At 65.0% G+C, this 21,536-nt stretch carries 17 protein-coding genes; 9 read left to right on the top strand and 8 right to left on the bottom strand.

Going from position 1 to position 21,536, the window contains the following annotated elements:
- Nucleotides 1-112 precede the first annotated feature (112 nt).
- A complete protein-coding gene (locus QOL79_RS07745) occupies nt 113-1,501 on the bottom strand; it encodes a helix-turn-helix domain-containing protein (protein WP_283419195.1) in 1,389 nt (462 codons plus the stop codon).
- A gap of 141 nt (nt 1,502-1,642) precedes the next feature.
- Here QOL79_RS07745 and QOL79_RS07740 point away from each other — a divergent pair, with 141 nt between their 5' ends.
- Nucleotides 1,643-3,235: an isocitrate lyase gene (locus QOL79_RS07740; protein WP_283419194.1), complete on the top strand. Its 1,593-nt coding sequence runs from the start codon at nt 1,643-1,645 to the stop codon at nt 3,233-3,235.
- Nucleotides 3,236-3,488: 253 nt separating this feature from the next.
- Nucleotides 3,489-3,788, top strand: a complete 300-nt coding sequence (locus QOL79_RS07735) for a WYL domain-containing protein (protein WP_058456127.1) — start codon at nt 3,489-3,491, stop codon at nt 3,786-3,788.
- 31 nt (nt 3,789-3,819) lie between these two features.
- On the opposite strand, the gene QOL79_RS07730 is transcribed toward QOL79_RS07735, so the two are convergent.
- On the bottom strand, nt 3,820-4,803 hold the full coding sequence (locus tag QOL79_RS07730) for a TerC family protein (protein WP_283419193.1): 984 nt from the start codon (nt 4,801-4,803) through the stop codon (nt 3,820-3,822).
- 86 nt (nt 4,804-4,889) lie between these two features.
- Nucleotides 4,890-5,072 (bottom strand): hypothetical protein, encoded by a 183-nt coding sequence (locus QOL79_RS07725; RefSeq protein ID WP_283419192.1) that lies wholly within the window; start codon nt 5,070-5,072, stop codon nt 4,890-4,892.
- 261 nt (nt 5,073-5,333) lie between these two features.
- Between QOL79_RS07725 and QOL79_RS07720 the strand changes: the two genes are divergently transcribed.
- Nucleotides 5,334-6,101, top strand: coding sequence for a crotonase/enoyl-CoA hydratase family protein (locus tag QOL79_RS07720; RefSeq protein WP_283419191.1), 768 nt, complete (start codon nt 5,334-5,336; stop codon nt 6,099-6,101).
- A gap of 111 nt (nt 6,102-6,212) precedes the next feature.
- Here the strand turns inward: QOL79_RS07720 and QOL79_RS07715 are convergent, their stop codons facing one another.
- The 5 genes from QOL79_RS07715 to QOL79_RS07695 form a co-directional block, all read right to left on the bottom strand.
- Complete coding sequence (locus QOL79_RS07715; RefSeq protein ID WP_283419190.1) at nt 6,213-7,073, bottom strand: helix-turn-helix domain-containing protein; 861 nt, start codon at nt 7,071-7,073, stop codon at nt 6,213-6,215.
- A 63-nt stretch (nt 7,074-7,136) separates the two neighbouring features.
- The gene (locus tag QOL79_RS07710; protein ID WP_282949585.1) at nt 7,137-8,453 is read right to left on the bottom strand and encodes an amidohydrolase; all 1,317 of its coding nucleotides are present in this window, start codon (nt 8,451-8,453) and stop codon (nt 7,137-7,139) included.
- A 14-nt stretch (nt 8,454-8,467) separates the two neighbouring features.
- A complete protein-coding gene (locus QOL79_RS07705; RefSeq protein ID WP_282949584.1) occupies nt 8,468-9,133 on the bottom strand; it encodes a DUF4893 domain-containing protein in 666 nt (221 codons plus the stop codon).
- A 69-nt stretch (nt 9,134-9,202) separates the two neighbouring features.
- The gene (locus QOL79_RS07700; RefSeq protein ID WP_204992635.1) at nt 9,203-9,988 is read right to left on the bottom strand and encodes a 3-hydroxybutyrate dehydrogenase; all 786 of its coding nucleotides are present in this window, start codon (nt 9,986-9,988) and stop codon (nt 9,203-9,205) included.
- 38 nt (nt 9,989-10,026) lie between these two features.
- Nucleotides 10,027-11,172, bottom strand: coding sequence for a patatin-like phospholipase family protein (locus QOL79_RS07695; RefSeq protein WP_282949583.1), 1,146 nt, complete (start codon nt 11,170-11,172; stop codon nt 10,027-10,029).
- A gap of 159 nt (nt 11,173-11,331) precedes the next feature.
- On the opposite strand from QOL79_RS07695, the gene ypfJ reads away from it, so the two are divergent.
- From ypfJ to QOL79_RS07665, 6 genes are all read left to right on the top strand, one after another.
- The gene (gene ypfJ, locus QOL79_RS07690; RefSeq protein WP_283419189.1) at nt 11,332-12,240 is read left to right on the top strand and encodes a KPN_02809 family neutral zinc metallopeptidase; all 909 of its coding nucleotides are present in this window, start codon (nt 11,332-11,334) and stop codon (nt 12,238-12,240) included.
- Entirely contained in the window at nt 12,213-13,490 is a 1,278-nt protein-coding gene (locus QOL79_RS07685) for a metal-dependent hydrolase family protein (RefSeq protein ID WP_283419188.1), read from the top strand. Before ypfJ ends, QOL79_RS07685 begins: the two co-directional genes overlap by 28 nt.
- A 275-nt stretch (nt 13,491-13,765) precedes the next feature.
- Entirely contained in the window at nt 13,766-15,835 is a 2,070-nt protein-coding gene (locus tag QOL79_RS07680; RefSeq protein WP_283419187.1) for a S9 family peptidase, read from the top strand.
- Nucleotides 15,836-15,984: 149 nt separating this feature from the next.
- Entirely contained in the window at nt 15,985-18,795 is a 2,811-nt protein-coding gene (locus tag QOL79_RS07675) for a valine--tRNA ligase (protein ID WP_058456116.1), read from the top strand.
- A gap of 101 nt (nt 18,796-18,896) precedes the next feature.
- Complete coding sequence (locus QOL79_RS07670) at nt 18,897-20,258, top strand: MATE family efflux transporter (RefSeq protein ID WP_502957485.1); 1,362 nt, start codon at nt 18,897-18,899, stop codon at nt 20,256-20,258.
- 84 nt (nt 20,259-20,342) lie between these two features.
- Nucleotides 20,343-21,536, top strand: a complete 1,194-nt coding sequence (locus tag QOL79_RS07665) for a sensor histidine kinase (RefSeq protein ID WP_283419185.1) — start codon at nt 20,343-20,345, stop codon at nt 21,534-21,536.

Raw genomic sequence — 21,536 nt, 5'->3', positions numbered from 1 at the left:
TCTTCGTGATCGCCCGCGCGCTGCAGGTGCGCGTCGACGAAGCGCATCTCGCCCGCGAATTTGGCGCACGCCACCACGACTTCCGCCGCGCGACGCCGCGCTGGCTGGTCTTCTAGTCGCCCGCGAAGTCGAACGCGCTCACGCCGCGCTCGCCTTCGCGGAAGCGCAGCGGGCGGCCGAGCGGCGGCATCGAGCGCTGGATGCAGCCGCTGCGCGTGCACCGCCGGCAGCCGAGCCCGATCGGCGTGGCGGGGCTGCGCATCAGGTCGAGCCCTCGTGCCGCGATCAAAGGTGCGGCGACCTTCGCATCGACCCCAACACACACGGCAAAGCGCGCGGGCGTCCCGCTCCCCGTCGCGCCGGGGGCGGCGACCGAGCGCGACTGGGTGAACCAGCGCGAGCCATCCTCCAGCTCGACCAGATCGGCGATCACCTCGCCGGGGCGCGAAAAGGCTTCGTGAACGCCCCACAGCGGGCAGCGCGCATCGCCATCGACCAGCGGCGACTGGCTCGCCCCCGCATAACGCTTGCTCCCCTGCCCCGCGCGGTCGATGCGCAGCATGAAAAAGGGCAAGCCGCGCGCGCCGACGCGTTGCAAGGTCGTCAGCCGGTGTGCGACCTGCTCATAGCCCGCGCCGAAGCGCCGCTGGAGCAACAGCAAATCATATCCCGTCGCGTCGCACGCGCGCAGGAAGCGGCTGTACGGCATCATCAGCGCGGCCGCGAAATAGTGGACCAGGTGGCGCTCGAACATCCGCGCCGCCGCCGCTTCGGCGAACCCCGCGCCCGCGACGAGCGCGTCGATCTCGTCCTTCGCCTCGATCTGCGCCAGCGTCGCCGCCGCCTGGAAGGTGCGCGACGCGGGGCGCAGCAGCTCGTTCAGCATCAACTGCCGCGCGTGCCAGTCGAGCCAGCGCAGCCGGTCGGGCATCACGTCGCTCGGCAATATGCGAATGCCGAGCTGGTGCCGCGTGCGCAAACGCTCTGAAATCGTACCATAAAGGTCGCCGCCCGCGAGCCGCAGCTCGTCGGCCAGTTCCTCGGCGCGCGCGTCGAGGTCGGGGAAATGGTTGCGCCATTTCTCGATCGCGCGGCGCACCGCGGCAACTTCGGGCGCGTCACCTTCGCCTTCCGAGCGCCCCTCGGGCGCGGCATCGAACAGGCGGGCGAACGCAGCCGCGGTCATGGGCGCGGTCTGCAGCCACTCCTCGACCTCCTGCGGCCCGATGCCCAAGTCGGCAAAGCGCGGATCGGCGAGCCGGCGTCTCAGGCCCGCAAGCCCGCCCGGCACATCCTCGGCGCCCAGCTTCGCCGCGTCGAACCCGAAGCGCTCGGCCAGCCGCACGATCACCGTCGCCGACAGCGGCCGCTGGCCATGCTCGATCAGGTTGAGATAGCTCGGCGAGATGTCGAGCGCGTCGGCCATAGCGGCCTGCGTAATCCCCGCCTCGCGCCGCACCTTTCGCACCGCCGGCCCCGCAAACACCCGCCGCTCCGCCATCGTCTGTAACTTTCTTTACTATTTTACACGACGATTTACACCGAACCGGTATATTTCACAAATATTATTGACAAAGCTTTTCACTTTGGGCGGCACCTTCGCCAACTTCCACCCATCACCTCTCGACAAGGGACTCGAACGATGGGCTACACCGAAGATATGGCGCAGGCAGGCCGCCTCATCCGCGACTATGACGGCACCTGGGACGGCATCAGCGGCGAGAGCGTCGCCCGGATGCGCGCCCAGAACAAGTTCCGTACCGGGCTCGACATCGCCCGCTACACCGCGCGCATCATGCGCGCCGACATGGCCGCCTACGACGCCGACCCCGCCAACTACACCCAGTCGCTGGGCTGCTGGCACGGCTTCATCGCGCAGCAGAAGATGATCTCGGTCAAGAAGCATTTCGGAACCGTCAAGGGCCGCTACATCTATCTCTCGGGCTGGATGATCGCCGCGCTGCGCAGCGAATTCGGTCCGCTCCCCGACCAGTCGATGCACGAAAAGACGAGCGTTCCGGCGCTAATCGAGGAAATCTACACCTTTCTGCGTCAGGCCGACGCGCGCGAGCTCGGCATGCTGTTCCGCGACCTCGACGCCGCGCGCGCCGAAGGCGACGAGCTCAAGGCCAAGCAGGTCCAGGCCGCGATCGACAATCATGAAACGCACGTGGTGCCGATCATCGCCGACATCGACGCGGGCTTCGGCAACGCCGAGGCGACCTATCTGCTCGCCAAGAAGATGATCGAGGCCGGCGCCTGCGCGCTGCAGATCGAAAATCAGGTTTCGGACGAAAAGCAGTGCGGCCATCAGGACGGCAAGGTCACGGTGCCGCACGAGGATTTCATCGCGAAGATCCGCGCCTGCCGCTACGCCTTCATGGAACTCGGCGTCGAGGACGGGATCATCGTGACGCGCACCGACAGCCTCGGCGCAGGCCTCACCAAGCAGATCGCCTTCTCCAAGGAACCCGGCGACCTTGGCGACCGGTATAACAGCTTCCTCGATTGCGAAGAGGTCGAGGGCGCGGGCAACCCCGGCGACGTCCTCATTAACCGCGACGGCAAGCTGCTGCGCCCGAAGCGCCTGCCCTCGAACCTCTATCAGTTCCGCCCCGGAACCGGCGAGGATCGCTGCGTCATGGACTGTATCGCCAGCCTGCAGAACGGCGCCGACCTGCTCTGGATCGAAACCGAAAAGCCGCACATCGAACAGATCGCCGGCATGGTCGATCGCATCCGCGAAGTGGTCCCCAATGCGAAGCTCGCGTACAACAACTCGCCCAGCTTCAACTGGACGCTGAACTTCCGCCAGCAGGTGTTCGATGCGTGGGAGAAGGAAGGCAAGGACGTCAGCGCCTATGACCGCGCCAAGCTGATGAGCGTCGATTATGACGCGACGCCGCTGGGCGAAGAGGCCGACAACCGCATCCGCACCTTCCAGCGCGACGCGGCGAAGCGGGCGGGCATCTTCCACCACCTGATCACGCTGCCGACCTATCACACCGCGGCGCTCAGCACCGACAATCTCGCCAAGGAATATTTCGGCGACGAAGCGATGCTCGGCTACGTCAAGGGCGTTCAGCGCAAGGAAATCCGCGAGGGGATCGCCTGCGTGAAGCACCAGAATATGTCGGGCAGCGACATCGGCGACGACCACAAGGAATACTTCGCCGGCGAGGCAGCCCTGAAGGCCGCGGGCAAAGACAATACGATGAATCAATTCGCGGCCTGACCAGTTCGGCGCGAGGGGCCCGTTGCACCCCCTCGTGCCACCCGGTTTGGCGCGGAGCCCTTGCACAAACGCTCCGCGCCTCCCGAGCTTTCCTGGGGAGGAAAGCCTGCCCGCCGGAAGCCATTTGGCCTCCGGCGGGCATTTTCGTCGTTTGTGACTTGAATATGACAACGTTTACCCTTGCCCCGCGCGGCCGGCGCCGGCATCATGTTGCGATGCACAACAAGAATCCCCTTTCCCGGGCGTCTGGCGCATGAGCGACACGCGCCTCAAGATTATGGAAGCGATTGCCCGGCGCCGCACCGTGACCGCCGACTATAACGGCAACCGCATGACCCTCGCGCCGCACCAGCTGTTCGAACGCCACGGCGACCTGTTCGTCAGCGCCCTGAACCTCGGCAAGAGCTGGCGCGAGGATGAGGAGCCGAGGCTCGGCCAGTTCAAGCTCGATGGCTTGGGCGCTGCAGAGGTCGAGGAAACGAGCTTCGATCCGTTGCCGACATTCGAAGCCGCGGCGCCGCGCGATGACGACGTCCTGCTGATGGCGGTATAAGGGGCGGGCGCTGCGCCCGCCCCCTGCCCCATCAACCCGCAGCCGCTTCGCCGGGCCTGGTCTTCACAAGCGACCAGACTACGCCCCCCGCGATCAGCGCCACGGTCACGCCCAGGCTGATGAGCGGCGGGAATTTGCCGCCGCCCAGCACGAAATCGGCGACGAAGATCTTCGACCCGATGAACACCAGCACCAGCGCGAGCGCATATTTCAGATAGTGGAAGCGATGCACCATCGCCGCGAGCGCGAAGTAAAGCGCGCGCAGGCCGAGGATCGCCATGATGTTCGACGTATAGACGATGAAGGTGTCGGTCGTGATTGCGAAGATCGCTGGCACGCTGTCGACCGCGAACACCAGGTCGGCAAGGTTGATGACGACCAGCGCCAGAAACAGCGGCGTCGCGGCAAGCGCGAGCTTTCCGGTCTTCGTATCGGGCACGCGGACGAAGAATTTCTCGCCATGCAGTTCGTGCGTGATCGGGATATGGCGCGACAGCCATTTGACGACCGGATTGCCCGCGACATCCATCGGCTTCTCGCCCGCGAACAGCATCTTGATGCCCGTGAACACGAGGAAGGCGGCGAACACATAGAGCAGCCAGCCATATTCGGTAACCAGCGCCGCGCCGCCCGCGATCATGATGCCGCGCAGCACGATGACCGCGACGATGCCCCAGAGGAGCGCGCGATACTGGTAGCGCGGCGGAATAGCGAAGGTCGCGAAGATCAACGAGATGACGAAGATGTTGTCGATCGACAGCGCCTTCTCGATGAAGAAGCCGGTGTAATATTGGAGGCCGGCCTCGCCGCCCTTCTCGATCCAGATCCACGCGCCGAACGCGAGCGCGATCGTGATGTAAAGCAAGGAGAGTTTCAGGCTCTCGCCGATCCCCATCTCCTTGTTCTCCTTGTGGAGGATCCCGAGGTCGAACGCGGTCAGCGCGACGACAAGGCTGATGAAGGCGAGCCAGAACCAGACCGGGGTTCCCAGCCAGTCCGCGAAGAGAAATTCCATGATGATGATCCCTGGGATGCGCCAAAGACGCCGCCCCTTCCCTTGGCGGGGAGCGGGGCAGCGTCTCCGGCTCTATCTTATGGTGATTAGATGGCGGGCGCGGGCTGGCGCGACAGGCTCGCCAGGCGTTTGCGCACCGCGAGCTTCAGCGTCTTCAGCCGCAAAAGCCGGAACGGATCGGCGCCGCTGCGCCGATGCTCGAGGCGCAGCGCATCGTCGATCTGGCGATGCAGTTCGGTCAGCCGGTAGAAGCGCGATTTGAAAGTCATGAAGGGCCTCCTGATTGATAAAATCAAGCAGGTGACGCCGATGCCGGACCCGGGATTGAGGGGGGAGGTAGGCCAAGCATCGGTGTCACCCGATGCGGTCCGACATCACGTGGCGGAAGAGACTTCCGCCGACGCCAGAGGGGCCCGGCCCGCATACGCACTACATAGGGTAACGGCGGATGCGTTGCAAGGCTTTGCCCCTCCCCCTCCGGTCGTGCTAGCCCGTCAGGCTATCGGGTCACCGAGCTTTGGGGAGAAAATATGACCGTCCGGATCGACCTTGATGGCCCGGTGACGATCGTCACCATCGACCGCCCCGCCAAACGCAATGCCGTCGATCCGCTCACCGCGCTGGCTCTCCGCGAGGCCTTCACCGCCTTTGCGAAGGACGATAGCGCGCGCGTCGCCATCCTGACCGGCAGTTCGGGCCAGTTCTGCGCGGGGTTCGACCTCGGCGCGGTCGGCACGTCGCGCTATGACCCCGATGGCCCCGGCCCGATGGGGCCGACCCGCATGCTGCTCGAGAAACCGGTTATCGCGGCAGTCGAGGGTCACGCTGTCGCGGGCGGGCTCGAACTCGCGCTCTGGTGCGACATGCGCGTCGCGGCGGAAGGCGCCATATTCGGCGTCTATTGCCGCCGTTGGGGCGTGCCGCTGATCGACGGCGGCACCGTGCGCCTGCCGCGCATCGTCGGGCAAGGACGCGCGCTGGATATGATCCTGACCGGCCGGCCCGTGGCCGCCGACGAAGCGCTGCGCATCGGCCTTGCCGATCGCATTGTGCCCGACGGCGAAGCGCTCGTCGCCGCGATTGTTCTCGCGAAACAGGTCGCCGCCTTCCCGCAAATCTGCATGAACAGCGACCGGCTCAGCGCCTACCGCCAATGGGATTTCGACATCGAAGCCGCGCTTGCGCACGAAGCCCGCGCCGGCGTCGCGCCGCTTCGCGAAGGCGCGGCGGCGGGAGCCAAGAAGTTTACCGAGGGCGCCGGTCGCGGTGGCAGCTTCGACGCTTTCAAGGGGAAGTAGGACCATTAGCCCGCGGCCGCCGCATTTCCGCCGCGCCCCGATCACGATGGGAAGCGGCGGCCCCCGGGGACAAGCCCGGGAGCGCGAAAGTGGGGGGACTGGCGGTTGCGATCAATCGACGCGATTGAAATGCGTGGTTTCCAGTTTTTGACGACTATCGCCGGACCAGACGATGGTTTCCGTCATCGATTTTCGATCCTTGGCGACGGTGTAGACGCGCGTCGACACCCGCGCGCCCGCCTTTCCCAGCGTCATGACCAGTGTGTTCGGAGCCGGCTGTCGCAGCGCAACGCTGTCGATGAGTTCCATATTTCCGGAGACCGGTACCGGGACGCCGTCCAGGGCAGCGGTCGATTCCGCGTGACGGCTGGAGCCGTCGGGCGCGACGATTTCGACGCGCGTCGTCCATTTGCCGTCTGGCGACGCCCGGAAGGTCATCGTCACCCGTTGCGGGCGCTCCTCCTCCGGCAGCTGCGATGCGTCCAGCGACCAGCTTCCGGCGAGCGGCGGTCGCCGCCATGCCGTGCTGTAAACCGTGTCCCGCTTCGCGATCGGATCGGCGGACGGTGCGACCGCGATCATCAATCCGGCAGCGGCAATGGGTAGTGCGATGAGCATGACGATCATTCCTTTCGAGCCGCGAACCCCGATGGCCGCGGTGTGCTCCGGATCCTTTCCGGCGGCACGCTGGTTCGAAAGACCGATATTTTCGTCACAAGTTTTTTGGGGTTCCAGAAGGCGCGCCAGTTCGCGGCTGCTGCCGACCCCCGTCTTGCGGCGGGCGGAGCGCAAACGCTCGTTGATCGATGTTTCCGAACGATCCAGACGCGCGGCGATCGTCTTCACTGTATGCCCGGCGGCCAACAGGCGCAGAATTTCCATTTCCCGGTCGGTGAGGCATGCAGACAAGCCGGGAGCAGATTCATGGGCAGGCATGTCGTTTGCTGACCACAGCGTCACGGACAGGTCCATCCCAATTTATTTGGAATACGGCAGCGCGGCCCGGCAAAGCGGCTGGTGGCCCCGCCGGGTTCGCTATGTCTTCGGCATCAGCTTCATTGCCATCGCCGTCAGCGCCTCGGTCGCTGTCGAAATGACGACGGGGGCGTCGGGCGCCCAGAAGGGCGAATGCAGGCTCGGTAACGTCCGGCCTTCCTTCTTCGCCGCATCATATTCGGCCTGCGGGACCCCGCCGACCCAGATGATCAGGCTCTTGATGTCCTTATTCTCTTCGCGCGAGAAACGGCTGAAATCCTCGCCGCCCATCACCGGCGGCAACTGCATGACGCGCTTCTCGCCGAAGCGGGTCTTGAGGAAGCCCGCCATTTCGTTCGTGAAGTCGACCGTGTTGAACATCGCGGGCGTGAATTCGTCCTTTTCGACGGTCACCACCGGCATCTTGTCCTCTGGCATGCCAGCCGCGATCGCCTCGCCCTTCGCGATCCGCGCAATTCCGTCGAGCAGCTTCGCGCGCACTTCGTCGGTGTAGCTGCGCACGGTCAGTTGCAGCCGCGCCTCGTCCGGGATGATGTTGTGCTTGGCGCCCCCGTGGAAGCTGCCGACCGTCACCACCGCGCTGTCGAGCGGGCTGATTTCGCGCGAAACCAATGTCTGCAAGGTCGTGACGATCCGGCTTGCAAGCACGATCGGATCCTTCGTCGCCTGCGGATAGGCGCCATGTCCGCCCAGCCCCTTCACGAGGATGTCGACGCTGTCGACATTGGCGAGCGCATAGCCCGGCGTATAACCGATCATCCCCGCCGGAAACTGCGCGGCGTCGTGGAAGGCGAGCGCATATTGCGGTCGCGGGAAGCGGGTATAGAGCCCGTCTGCGAGCATCATCCGCGCGCCCGCGCCGCGCTCCTCTGCGGGCTGCCCGATCATCACCAGCGTGCCCGACCATTTGTCCTTGTTGGCTGCCATCAGCCGCGCGGCGCCGATCCACGCGGTCATATGCGTATCGTGCCCGCACGCATGCATCACGCCCGTCTCGACGCCTTCCTTAGTCGTCACGCGGACCTTCGAAGCGCCGGGAAGCCCGGTCTGCTCGATCACCGGCAGCGCGTCCATGTCGGCGCGGACGAGCACCACGGGACCGGGTCCGTTTTCCAGCACCGCGACGACGCCGGTGCCGCCGACCTTTTCGGTCACCTTATAGCCAAGCTTGCGCGCCTCGGCCGCCAATATCCCCGCCGATCGGACTTCCATGAAACTGAGTTCGGGATTGGCGTGAAGATCCCGGTAGATCTCCATGAGCGAAGGCATCTGCTTCTGCACCTCGGGCGCCAGCTCCTGCGCCGCCGCGGGCATCGAAAGCGCGAGCGCAGCCACGCCGGTCCACCATATCCGCATCGTCATTCCCCTGTTCAGCTTGCAGGCACGAGTTCGATCACGTCGAGCAACGATTCATAAGCCGGCGCCGGCAGCACCAGCCGCCAGCGATTGTCGCCGATCCGCTCGACCAGCCCCGCCATGTCGCGCATCCGGTCGGTGCCGTAGCTCAGCGGCATCGTCTCGTCGCCGAGTTCGAGCGTGCCGAGAAAGATCTGCCGGTTGAGACTGTCGGGAAAGATCAGCCCCACCGGCCGCTGCGACCCGGTCAGCTTGGTCAGGCTCATCAGCCCCTGTTCGGACGCCACGCGACAGTCGAACCAGCCATAGGCGACATAGGCGAGCGTACTGCGCCCCTGCGTCCCGATCTTGACCGTGCGGCAACGGTAATCGCCCGCGGGAAGATGCGGGTTGGGCAGTGCCGCCGCCGGCTGCAGCAGGACGCCCTCGCGATCGACGTCCCCGCCAAAACCCTTGGCGCGCGCATCGGCGAGGGCGGCGGTCCAGCTCGAATACCAGTTGCGAACGCGCTCGCGATCCCGATCGGTCGCGGTCGCGCGCCAGGTTCCGGCGGTTTCCGCCGCCGGTGCGGCCGCCGGGGCATCGGTGGCCGAAGGCGGCTGCGCCGCGATCGTGGTGCAAGCGCCGAGTCCCAGCGCACCCGCGCAAAACATGAAAAATTTCGGGATGCGACCCCCCATTGCCTTTGCCTCCTGCCCGGCGTTTTGCCGGAGCTTAGGAGGCGAAAGGTCAATGCTCAAGCGCGATGCTCAGGCGGCGGTCCAGCCGCCGTCGACGCTGAGGTTCGCGCCGGTGATGTTCGCCGCCTCGTCGCGCGTCAGGAAGGCGGCGATCGCCGCGACCTGTTCGACAGTGACGAACTGCTTCGTCGGCTGCCCCGCAAGCAGCACATCGTTGATCACCTGCTCGCGCGTCATGTGACGCGCTTTCATCGTGTCGGGAATCTGGTTTTCGACCAGCGGGGTCCAGACATAGCCGGGGCTGATGCAATTGACCGTGATCCCGGCGTCGGCAACCTCCAGCGCGACGGTCTTGGTCAGGCCGGCAAGCCCATGCTTCGCGGTGACATAGGCCGATTTGAACGGCGACGCGACGAGCGAGTGCGCCGAGGCGGTGCCGATGATCCGCCCCCATTTCTTCTCGCGCATCCCCGGCACGGCGTGACGGATGGTGTGGAACGCCGCGGTCAGGTTGAGCGCGATGATCATGTCCCATTTCTCGGGCGGGAAATCCTCGACCGGCGAGACGAACTGCATCCCGGCATTGTTCACGAGGATGTCGACCCCGCCGAGATCCTTGTCGGCGCGCTTGAACATCGCCTCGATCTCGTCGGGCTTGGTGAGGTCGGCGCCGTCATAGACGGCCTTGCCGCCGTTCAGCACAGCCAGCGCCGCGCGCTCGGCCTCGATCGCCGCTTCATCGCCGAAGCCGTTGATGATGATGTTCGCGCCCTCGGCAGCGAAGGCCTTGGCGATGCCGAGGCCGATGCCGGAGGTCGATCCGGTGACAAGGGCTGTCTTTCCTTGGAGACGCATGATATTTCCTTTCAGGCGGGGGGATTTTTCGGGGAGATTCAGCCGTTTTTCGGGCGCAGCATGTCCGACTGGACGGCGAAACTGTCGGAACGCCCCTCGGCGATGCTTTCGGCGAGCAATTGCCCTTCCTTCATCGCCGCCTCGACCGCGTCGCGGCCGAGCGCCCAGTTGACCTCCATCGTCGAACGCGAAAATTCGAAATCGCGCGCTCCGGTCTGCCAGGCGGGGGGCTGGTGGATCAATTGCACCACATTGAGCGCCTTGCAGTCGACCATCTTTTCGACCGCCTTCACCTCGGGCAGGTCGCGGGCTTCGGGCGGCAGTTTCCTAAGCATCCGGTCGATTAGCCGATGCTCCTTGCGCCGCCGGACCAGCCCGTCCGAAATGCGCCGCGTACGGCTCGAAAAGCGAATGTCCTTCTCGCGCGACCACGCTTCTTCCAGATCGTGCGGCCGCTCGCCACGCGCCGGGAACAGGTCGACCTGAAAGACGAGCATATCCTCTTTCGCGCTCTCGACGACATGTTCGAGCGGAGTATTCGACACGAGCCCACCGTCCCAATACCACGCGCCGTCGATCTCGACCGGCGGCAGTCCCGGCGGCAGCGCGCCCGACGCCATGATGTGCCGGGCGTCGATCGTGTCGGTGGTCGTATCGAAATAACGGAAATTCCCGGTCTCGACGGCCACGGCGCCGACAGACAGGCGGACCTTGCCATTGTTGAGCCGGTCCCAGTCGACAAGCCGGTCGAGCGTCGCGACCAGCGGCGCCGTGTCGTAAAAGCTCACCGCTGCCGGCGTCTGCTTCTCGGCGAACATCGGTGGCGGGATACGGGGGATGAAGAAGCCCGGCACGCCAAAGGTCGCGACCTGCGCTGCCGCGCCCAGATGCGTCCATTCGCGCAGCAGATCATTGTCGGCGATCGGCAGCGGCGGCAGCGCGGACGACACGCCTTCCCAGAATTGCCGCATCTTGCCAACCGCCTCGTCGCGCGGATTCCCGGCAATGATCGCAGCGTTGACCGCGCCGATCGAGATGCCAGCGACCCAGTCCAGCTCGATGCCGAGATCGATCAGCGCCTCGTAAACCCCGGCCTGAAACGCCCCGAGCGCCCCTCCGCCTTGCAGGACGAGCACGACCAGATCGGGAAGCGGAAGGGAGGCGCGGGCGGCACGGCGGGGCATGGACTCGGACGATCCTTTTCTGCGTTCGGCACCCTCGCCTTTTGTGCACCGCAGCAGGAACAATTGCAAGGCATGTGTCACGGCGCGAAGACCCTTCCAATTGCAACGCGCTGCTGCCACAATCGCCTCCGCACAGACATTTAGCGGCGGGAGAGCCCCATGCGCCTCGACGATTATGATCCCGGCGACGACATTCAGGACCTCGGACGGGGAGGCGGCGGGTTCGGGGGCGGTGGAGGCGGCGGAATGGGCGGCCTGCTCTTCGGTTTGCTGCCGATGCTGCTCGGGCGCCGGATGGGCTGCGGGACGATCCTGCTGCTCGGCGTGGTTGCCTTTTTCCTGCTCGGTCCCGGTCTCAGCATGTTCAGCGGCAGCAGCACGTCCGACCCCGCCGTCGACAGCAGCAGCGCACCGGCGGGCGCCGCGGCGTGCGACACGCAATCCGAACGCTTCGCCTGTCAGGTGTTCAGCTCGACCAACCGTTTCTGGGCCAGCGAAATCAACGGCTATCGCGAACCGGGGCTCCGCTTCTTTACGAAGGAAAACACCTCGGGCTGCGGCGCGGCGCAGTCGGCGATGGGCCCCTTCTATTGCCCCGCCGACCAACGCATCTATCTCGATACCGAATTCTTCAGCGAACTCGCGAACCGCTTCGGCGCTGCGGGCGACGCAGCGCAGGCCTATGTGGTGGCGCACGAGGTCGGCCATCACATCCAGACGATCACTGGAATTTCCGATCAGGTCCGCCGCGCACAGCAACGCGCGTCGCAGGCCGAGGGCAATGCGCTGCAGGTCCGCATGGAACTGCAAGCTGACTGTTACGCCGGTGTGTGGGCGAACCGCGCACGCAACAAGGACGGGCAGACCGTGATGGAGCCGGGCGACATGGAAGAAGCGATGCGCGCCGCCAACGCGATCGGCGACGACACGCTGATGCGCTCGGCGGGGCAGCGTCCGGTGCCCGAAAGCTTCACCCATGGGACGAGCGAGCAGCGCATGACCTGGCTGCGCCGCGGGCTGCAAACGGGGGATCCGCGTCAGTGCGACACTTTCAACGCGTCGCTCTGATCGCGGCCGCTGCGCTTTCTGCCGCCCCCGCTGCCGCCGAAACCGTCTATGTCCAGACCGGACGGTTGATTGACGGCCTGTCGAACGAGGTGCGCACCGGTCAGTGCGTCACCATCCTCGACGAGCATATCAAGGCAATCGGTCCTTGCGGCAAGGCGCCCGACGGGGCGACAATTGTCGACTGGTCGGCCTATACAGTCCTGCCGGGGCTGATCGATCTCCATACCCATCTCGCCGATCTCGGTCAGAGCGCCGATCTCGCCGCCCCGATGAAGGCCTCTCCCGCCGAGACCGCTCTGGTCGGCGCGCGCAACGCCCGGGTCACGCTGAACGCCGGTTTCACGAGCGTCCGCGACGTCGGCACCTATCGCGGGCTGACCGACGTGACGCTGCGCAACGCGATCGACCGCGGCGACGTCCCGGGGCCGCGCATGTGGGTTGCGGGCGCCTATCTCACGATTCCGAAAGGCGGCGGCGAGCTGAACGGCGTCGTTCCGAATGAGCAACTGCCCGCTGACATGCGCCTCGGCGTCGCCGCAACGCCCGAGGAAGCGGCGGAAAAGACCGCATATTTGCTTGACCATGGCGCCGACTTCATCAAGACGATCGCAACCGGCGCCGTCCTCGCGATCGGTACCGAACCCGGCGCGCCCGAACTCACGCCCGAACAGCTTGCCGCGATCGTCAAGGTCGCGCATGCGCGCGGCAAACGCGTCACGGCGCACGCGCACGGCGCGATCGGCATCCGGAACGCGATCAACGCCGGCGTCGACAGCATCGAACATGCCAGCCTTGCCGACGAAGCGACGCTGCAACTCGCGAAGAAGCACGGCACCTGGCTCGCGATGGACATCTACAACGGCGACTATATCGACGATCAGGGCCGGAAGGAGGGCTGGCCCGAGGAATATTTGCGGAAGAACCGCGAGACGACCGACACCCAGCGCGCGGCCTTCAAACGCGCGGTCGAACTCGGCGTTAACATCGGCTTCGCGACCGACGCGGGTGTCTATCCGCACGGCCTCAACGCCAGGCAGTTCGCCTATATGGTCAAATATGGAATGACCCCGATGCAGGCGATCCAGGCCGCGACCGGCCGCGCTTCGGAGGAAATGGGCCGCAGCGACGTCGGCGCTATCGTCCCAGGGCGTTACGCCGACATGATCGCGGTGAAGGCCGATCCGCTGAAAGACATAAGGTCGCTCGAAAAGATCGACCATGTGATGAAGGGCGGCGCGTTGGTGCGCTAACGGCCGTTGCGGCAGAGTCCGGTCGTTGGATGAGTATCGGTAGCTAACGACCGGAAGCTGACCCATCCTGCATCGTCACCCTGAACTTGTTTCAGGGTCCATGGTCTGCCGTTTCCTTCGGCGCCGCGCCGGATGCAAGGCCCGGCCATGGATGCTGAAACAAGTTCAGCATGACGAGAATTGAAAGGCTGGAATCCACCCCAAAACCGAACTCCGACGGGCAGTTCAACAACGTAACGGCTTGAACGCACTCACCGCATCGCTAAACCGCGTCCATGCGTACCATGCTCCTCACCAGCGCCATCGCGCTCACCGCCGCCCTTTCCTCCCCCGCGCTTGCTCGCCCGATGACCGAGGTCGACCTCGCGACGATAAAGCGCGTCGCCGCGCCGGCCGCATCCCCCGACGGGCGCTGGGTCGTTTTCCAGCAGACCGATACCGAGAAGGAGAGCTACAAGCGCTCGACCGGGCTCTGGCTGATCGACCGCAATGCGAAGGATGCAAAACCCGTTCGTGTCGCCGACATGCCGGGCAAGAACGAAACCGCGCCCGCCTTCGCGCCCGACGGCAGCCTGTATTTCCTCTCGAACGCGTCGGGCAAGGACCAGATCTGGCGCGTCGACATTGCTGCGGGCGCCACCGCGACGCAGGTCACCGACACCCAGGCCGACGTTTCCGGCTTCAAGATTTCTCCTGACGGCAAGAAGCTGCTCGCATGGGGCGACATTCCGAAGGAATGCACCGACTTCGGCTGCGATGCGAAAGACAAGGGCGCGCTCGTCGGCCCAGGCAGCGGCCGACTCTACAAGGATGGCACCGGGTTCGTTCGCCACTGGGACGCATGGGAGACCCCGGGCACCTATAGCCGCCCGTTCGTCTTCAATCTCGAAGGCGGCAAGGCCAGCGTCGCGCGCCCGATTGACGCCGGACTGATCGGTGACAGCCCCTCGAAACCGTTCGGCGGCGGTGAGGAACTCGCGTGGGGCGCAGACAGTCGCACCGTCTTCTTCACGCTGCGCAAGGCCGACCGCCACGAGCCGACCTCGACCAATCTCGATATCTACAGCTGGCTTGTCGACAGCCGGATGATGCCGGTCAACCTGACCGAGAGCAATCAAGCGACCGATACGCTGCCCACCCCCTCGCCCGACGGAAAGTGGCTGGCCTATGCCGCGATGGCGCGTCCCGGCTACGAAGCGGACCGGCAGGTGCTGATGCTGCGCAACCTCGAAAACGGCGAGACCAAGAAGCTCACCGATGCATGGGATCGCTCGGTCGATTCGATCGCTTGGGCGGCGGACGGCAAGTCGCTTTTCGTCACCGCTCAGGATGTGCTCGACCATCCGCTGTTCAAGGTCGACGCTGCGACGGGCAAAGTCGAAAAGCTCAAGGCTTCCGCCGAGGCATTCGACGGCACGGTGGGCGACGTCACGGTGATGCCGGGCGGGGCGCTGCTCTACACGCGCAACAGCGCGCTGCTTCCGACCGACCTCTATGTCCGCGACGCCAAGGGCAAGGTGAAGCAGCTCACGGCCGTGAACTCCGCGACGCTCGCCGAATTCGATCCGGTAAAATTCGACCGCATGCAGTTCGCCGGCGCCAACGGTGACAAGGTTTGGGGCATCATCCTGAAGCCCGCGAATGCCACAGCCAAACTGCCGGTCGCGTTCATCGTCCATGGCGGCCCGCAGGGCAGCTTCGGCAACGGCTGGTCGACGCGCTGGAACCCGCGCCTTTTCGCGCAGCGGGGTTATGGCGTCGTCAGCGTCGATTTCCACGGCTCGACCGGTTACGGCCAGGCCTTCACCGACAGCATCAACAAGGATTGGGGCGGCAAGCCGCTCGAAGATCTGAAGCTGGGCCTGGCAGCGGCCGGCAAGCAGGATGCGCAGCTCGACATCGCCAACGCCTGCGCGCTCGGCGCGTCGTACGGCGGATACATGATGAACTGGATCGCCGGCCAGTGGACCGACGGCTTCAAATGTCTCGTCCAGCACGACGGCGTCTTCGACGCGCGCGCCATGGCCTATGAAACCGAGGAGCTGTGGTTCGACGAATGGGAGCATGGCGGCCCCTATTTCGAGGTTCCCGAAGAATATGAAAAATGGAACCCGGTCAATCATGTCGCCAAGTGGAAGACCCCGATGCTGGTCATCACCAGCGAAAAGGATTTCCGCATTCCCTATACGCAGGGTCTCGCCGCCTTCACCGCGCTCCAGCGTCGCAACATTCCGTCGCAGCTTCTGGTCTTCCCCGACGAGAACCACTGGGTGCTGAAGGGCGCGAACAGTGTCCAGTGGCACCAGACGGTGTTCAACTGGCTGGGAAGCTATTTGAAGAAGTAAGACTGGGCTCCCTTCTTTCGTCACCCCGGACTTGATCCGGGGTCCATCTTCGCGCGGGTGGGATGGATGCCGGATCAAGTCCGGCATGACGAGTAGTGGGCTTGTTCCCCCTTGCCGCCTTCGCCCCCGGCTGGCAAAGGCGCGCGGCTATGCCGATGGAAAAAACCTTCGATCCCGCCGCTATCGAGGCGAAATGGGCCCATGAATGGGAAAGCCGCGGGCTGTTTCGCCCGCACCGTCCCGACGCCACCCCCTTCACGATCGTCAACCCGCCGCCGAACGTCACCGGCGCGCTCCACATCGGCCATGCGCTCGACAACACGCTGCAGGACGTGCTCGTCCGCTACGAGCGGCTGCGCGGCAAGGATGCGCTGTGGGTTGTCGGCATGGACCATGCCGGCATTGCCACGCAGATGGTCGTCGAACGCCAGCTCGAGGAGCGGCAGGACAAGCGCACCAACTATACGCGCGACGAATTCGTCGAGAAGGTGTGGCAGTGGAAGGCGGAAAGCGGCGGCCAGATCACCGGCCAGCTCCGCCGCCTCGGCTGCTCGATGGACTGGAGCCGCGAACAGTTCACGATGGACCCGCATTTTACGCAGGCCGTCGTCAAGGTTTTCGTCGACCTGCACAAGAAGGGCCTGATCTACCGCGACAAGCGCCTCGTGAACTGGGACCCGAAGCTCAAGACCGCGATCTCCGACCTCGAGGTCGAAACGCACGAGGTCCAGGGCGGCTTCTGGCACTTCAAATATCCGCTCGCCGACGGGGTGAAACTCGACGACGGGCGCGATTATATCGAGGTCGCGACGACGCGCCCCGAAACGATGCTCGCCGACATGGCGGTCGCGGTGCACCCTGACGATGCGCGCTACAGGAGCGTGATCGGCAAGTTTGTCGAGCTGCCGATCACCGGACGCCGGGTGCCGATCGTCGCCGACGAACATGCCGATCCAGATCTTGGGAGCGGCGCGGTGAAGATCACGCCCGGCCATGACTTCAACGACTTCGACGTCGGCAAGCGCGCGGGCTTCAAGCCCGGCGAGATGCTCAACATGCTCGACGGCGACGCCAACGTCATCCAGACGAGCGACGGGTTGATCCCGCAAGAATATCTCGGCCTCCATCGCTTCAAGCGCGACGGCAAGGACGGCGCGCGCGAACTGGTCGTGGCGCGGATGAAGGAACAGGGCTTCCTGATCCCGCATATCGACAAAGACGGCGGCGAGCATGACGCCGAGCCGCGCACGATCCAGACGCCCTTCGGCGACCGCGGCGGCGTGGTCATCGAGCCTTGGTTGACCGACCAATGGTATGTCGACGCCGAAACGCTCGCGCAGCCGCCGATTGCCGCGGTACGCGACGGGCGGATCAACATCGTCCCCAAGACGTGGGAAAAGACCTTCTTCAACTGGATGGAGAATATCCAGCCATGGTGCGTCTCGCGCCAGCTCTGGTGGGGTCACCGGATTCCGGCTTGGTATGGGCCCGCCGTTGTAGATGGAACGCCGAATTATGTCGTTGGCGACGCATCAGTGCAGAATGCTATTTTCGTGGCCGAAAGCTACGATGACGCAGTCCGACAAGCCAAAGCCCACTATCAAGGCGAAGGCATAGAATTTTTTGAAGCCCCAACTGCGGCTGCTGCCTACACAGGAACGGGCGGCAATAGCGCGAGAATTGGTCTCTGGCAGGACCAAGACGTACTCGACACTTGGTTCTCCTCCGCACTCTGGCCTTTCGCGACGCTCGGCTGGCCCGAGAACACCGACCTTCTCAAACGCCACTACCCCAACGACGTTCTTATCTCCGGCTTCGACATCCTCTTTTTCTGGGATGCGCGCATGGCGATGCAGGGGATGGAGTTCATGGGCGATATCCCGTGGAGGACGCTCTACCTCCACGGCCTCGTCCGTGCGCCCGACGGCGCGAAGATGTCGAAGTCGAAGGGCAATGTCGTCGACCCGCTCGGCCTGATCGACCAGTACGGCGCCGACGCGCTCCGCTTTTTCATGGCGGCGATGGAAAGCCAGGGCCGCGACATCAAGATGGATGACGCGCGCCTCGCGGGCTATCGCAATTTCGCGACGAAGCTGTGGAACGCTGCGCGCTTCTGCGAAGCCAATGGCATTGCGGCCTCTACCAGCTTCGAGGCGCCCGCCGCGACGCTGCCGGTCAATCGCTGGATCATCGGCGAGGTCGCGGATACCGTCGCCGCGATGGAAACCGCCTTTGCCGCCTATCGCTTCGACGAGGCCGCGAACGCGATCTACAGCTTCGCGTGGGACCGTTTTTGCGACTGGTATCTCGAACTGATCAAGGGTGCGATCGACGACGAGACCAAGGCCGTTGCCGGTTGGGTACTCGACCAGATCCTCGTCATGCTCCACCCCTTCATGCCCTTCATCACCGAAGAGCTGTGGACGGGCCTTGGCGATCGCGCCGACTATCCGCTGATCACCGCGAAATGGCCGGCGCCGGACGCCGCGCGCAACGCCGATGCCAGCGCCGACATCGACTGGCTGATCAAGCTCGTCAGCGAACTGCGCACCGCGAAAGCCGAACTGGGCCTTCCGCCCGGCGCGCGCCTGACCGCGCATTTTCCTGCGTCGCTGAAGGATCGCACCGACAAGCTGTCAGCCCAGCTTGATCGCCTCGCGCGTCTCGAAGCGATCCGCTTCGACCCCGCCCCCGCGGGCGCATCGGCGCAGCTCGTCGTCGAGGGCGAGACGATCACCGTCCCGCTCGAAGGCGTGATCGACATCGCCGCCGAACGCGACCGCCTGACCAAGGCGCTCGCCGCCGCGACGAAGGAACGCGACGGCCTCGCCGGGCGCCTGAACAACCCGTCTTTCGTCGAACGCGCGAAACCCGAAGCCGTCGAGAAGGCCCGCATGGACCACGCCGCGAAAGAAGCCGAGGCCGACCGCCTGACCGCCGCACTGGCGCGTCTGGGGTGACCGACGGCGAAACGCCCGCCACGCCGACACCCGTCGCGGCGGCTGCCGATCCTGCGGCCAGCCCGGTCCCGCCGCGCCAGACTGCGCGCGGCGGCGGGCGGATGGACCTGACCCACGGGCCCATCGCCAAAACGCTGATCCTCTTCGCGCTGCCGACGCTCGCGTCGAACATTCTCCAGACCCTGTCGGGGTCGGTGAACTCGATCTGGGTCGGGCAATTTCTCGGCGAAAGCGCGCTTGCTGCGACCGCCAACGCCAACATCATCATGTTCCTCATGTTCGGTGCCTTCTTCGGCTTCGGCATGGCCGCGACGGTCCTCATCGGCCAGTCGATCGGGCGCGGCGACATCGACGCCGCCCGGCGCGCCAGCGGCGCCGCGATCGGACTTGCGGTTGCTTTCTCGCTCGTCATCGCCGTGATCGGCTGGTTCGCGTCCGATCGCATCCTGCGCTGGCTCGAAACCCCGCCCGAGGCCTTCACGCTCGCGCACGACTATCTGCGGGTGACCTTCATCGCGGTGCCGGCAAGCATGTTGATGGTCATGCTCTCGATGGCCTCGCGCGGCGCAGGGGATGCCGTGACGCCGCTGCGCTTCATGATCCTGACCGTTGTCCTCGACATCGTGCTGAACCCAATGCTGATCCTCGGGATCGGGCCCTTGCCCCGCCTCGGCATCGCTGGCAGCGCGCTCGCGACCGCCATCGCCGGAACGATCAGCCTGATCGCGATGATCGGCTGGTTCTATGCGAGGAACCATGTGCTGCGGCTGCGCGGCCGCGAATTCGCCTATCTTCTTCCCAACTGGCGCGAGCTCGGATTCATTGTCGGGCGCGGCCTGCCGATGGGCGCGCAGATGCTCGTCATTTCAGGCGCCGGGCTGATCATGGTCGGGCTCGTCAACCGCGAGGGGCTCATTACCGCTGCTGCCTATGGTGCAACGCTTCAGCTCTGGAACTATGTCCAGATGCCCGCGCTCGCGGTCGGGGCGGCCGTCAGCTCGATGGCGGCGCAGAATATCGGTGCGCAGCGCTGGGACCGCGTCAGCGGGGTCACCAACAGCGGCATCGCGATCAACCTGACGATGACGGGCGTGCTCATCGCGCTGCTTTTGCTGTTCGACCGCGCAGCCCTGTCGCTATTCCTTGGCAGCGGCAGCGAGGCGATCGATGTCGCACGCAACATCCAGTATATCGCGACATGGACCTTCCTGCCCTTCGGCACGACGATCGTCCTGATCAGCACGCTCCGCGCCAATGGATCGGTCGTCCCGCCGCTGATTATTCTGTTCCTGTCGATGTTCCCGATCCGCCTCGGCATCTACTACTTCGGCTATCCGATCATCGGCAGCGACATATTGTGGTGGAGCTTCCCTCTCTCTTCGCTCGCGTCGCTGGCGATGGCATGGATAGTTTACAAGCGCGGAAACTGGCGCCGGACGTTGACCCGGCCCGACTTGTCCTGAGCTTTCCCGGATCCAAAGCCTTTTTCTTCGACCAAAGCACCCACCCCTTCGACTGGCGGCCCGGCGTCTGCTAGCGTCGGCGCGATGACCGACGCTAAAGCAGCCCCGATGAACATGACCATCCGCAAAGAGGCGCTGCGCGACCAGCGGGCGAAGATGCTGGCCGCGGCGCCCGATTGGCGCGCCTCCGACGCCCGCGTCAACCCGCGCGTCGCGATCGGCTCGATACTCGCCATGTGGTTCCTCTATTTCCTGATCACTACCGGCCTCGGCATCCTCGCCGGCGCCGAGCAGTGGGAATATGCCGGCCGCCGCGCCCTTGTCGTCGTCGCGGGCATCCTCTGCACCTTCGTGCTTTACCAGCTTATCCAGCGCGTCCAGCCGCGCGGTTTCGGGGCGCGGCTCGCCGTCGCGCTGGGCGCGGCGGTTCCGCTCGTCGCCGTCTATGCAACCATCAACCTGCTCGTCTTCTTCTACTGGTTTCCCGGCCCCGACGCCGAAAAGATCATCGCCGAAGTGCAATCCAAATTCCCGGTATCGTGGGAAACCGTGCTGATCCTCGACAGCTCGATCCGCTGGTATTTCTTCTTCGCGGTCTGGGCCGCGCTTTATGTCGCCTTCGGATATGCGAACGAGATGCGTGCAGTCGAACGCCGCGCGAACCATTTCCGGATCGAGGCGCAGGCGGCTCAGCTCCGCGCGCTGCACTATCAGGTCAATCCGCACTTCCTGTTCAACACGCTGAATTCGCTGTCGACGCTCGTCCTCAAGGGATCGAAGAGCGAGGCCGAGACGATGATCATGAACCTGTCGTCCTTCCTCCGCTCGAGCCTTGCCGTCGACCCCGAACAGCTCGTCAGCCTCGACGAGGAAATCGCGCTCCAGCGCCTCTACCTCGATATCGAGCAAGTTCGCTTCCCCGACCGGCTGCATGTCGAGGTGACGATGCCGAACGAGCTCGAAAACGCCTGCGTCCCGGTGCTGATCCTGCAACCGATCATCGAAAACGCGATCAAATATGGCGTCGCCCCCAGCAAGGGAACGATCGCGATCCGTCTGACCGCGAGCAGCGAATATGGCCTGCTGGTGATGCGGATAGAAAACGACATCGACCCGAAGGCGCCGATCCCCGCCCCCGGCACCGGCCTCGGCCTTGGCAACGTCCGCGAACGGCTGCTGACGCGCTACGGCCCCAGCGCAGGATGCGAATGGGGCCGGTCCGACACCGGTGGCTTCTTCGTATCCTTGTGGCTCCCCCTGGCACGAGAGAGGTGCTGA

It is taken from the genome of Sphingopyxis sp. Geo48 (genome assembly GCF_949769155.1).
Taxonomy (GTDB): Bacteria; Pseudomonadota; Alphaproteobacteria; order Sphingomonadales; family Sphingomonadaceae; genus Sphingopyxis.
The sequence above is the reverse complement of the archived record's forward strand: the minus strand, read 5'-3'. Positions and strand labels throughout refer to the sequence as shown.

Excerpts from the sequence above, each read along its gene's own strand:
- QOL79_RS07745 (WP_283419195.1), bottom strand. The coding sequence starts at position 1,501 with ATGGCGGAGCGGCGGGTGTTTGCGGGGCCGGCGGTGCGAAAGGTGCGG.
- QOL79_RS07740 (WP_283419194.1), top strand. The coding sequence starts at position 1,643 with ATGGGCTACACCGAAGATATGGCGCAGGCAGGCCGCCTCATCCGCGAC.
- QOL79_RS07735 (WP_058456127.1), top strand. The coding sequence starts at position 3,489 with ATGAGCGACACGCGCCTCAAGATTATGGAAGCGATTGCCCGGCGCCGC.
- QOL79_RS07730 (WP_283419193.1), bottom strand. The coding sequence starts at position 4,803 with ATGGAATTTCTCTTCGCGGACTGGCTGGGAACCCCGGTCTGGTTCTGG.
- QOL79_RS07725 (WP_283419192.1), bottom strand. The coding sequence starts at position 5,072 with ATGACTTTCAAATCGCGCTTCTACCGGCTGACCGAACTGCATCGCCAG.
- QOL79_RS07720 (WP_283419191.1), top strand. The coding sequence starts at position 5,334 with ATGACCGTCCGGATCGACCTTGATGGCCCGGTGACGATCGTCACCATC.
- QOL79_RS07715 (WP_283419190.1), bottom strand. The coding sequence starts at position 7,073 with ATGGACCTGTCCGTGACGCTGTGGTCAGCAAACGACATGCCTGCCCAT.
- QOL79_RS07710 (WP_282949585.1), bottom strand. The coding sequence starts at position 8,453 with ATGCGGATATGGTGGACCGGCGTGGCTGCGCTCGCGCTTTCGATGCCC.
- QOL79_RS07705 (WP_282949584.1), bottom strand. The coding sequence starts at position 9,133 with ATGGGGGGTCGCATCCCGAAATTTTTCATGTTTTGCGCGGGTGCGCTG.
- QOL79_RS07700 (WP_204992635.1), bottom strand. The coding sequence starts at position 9,988 with ATGCGTCTCCAAGGAAAGACAGCCCTTGTCACCGGATCGACCTCCGGC.
- QOL79_RS07695 (WP_282949583.1), bottom strand. The coding sequence starts at position 11,172 with ATGCCCCGCCGTGCCGCCCGCGCCTCCCTTCCGCTTCCCGATCTGGTC.
- ypfJ (WP_283419189.1), top strand. The coding sequence starts at position 11,332 with ATGCGCCTCGACGATTATGATCCCGGCGACGACATTCAGGACCTCGGA.
- QOL79_RS07680 (WP_283419187.1), top strand. The coding sequence starts at position 13,766 with ATGCGTACCATGCTCCTCACCAGCGCCATCGCGCTCACCGCCGCCCTT.
- QOL79_RS07675 (WP_058456116.1), top strand. The coding sequence starts at position 15,985 with ATGCCGATGGAAAAAACCTTCGATCCCGCCGCTATCGAGGCGAAATGG.
- QOL79_RS07670 (WP_502957485.1), top strand. The coding sequence starts at position 18,897 with ATGGACCTGACCCACGGGCCCATCGCCAAAACGCTGATCCTCTTCGCG.
- QOL79_RS07665 (WP_283419185.1), top strand. The coding sequence starts at position 20,343 with ATGACCGACGCTAAAGCAGCCCCGATGAACATGACCATCCGCAAAGAG.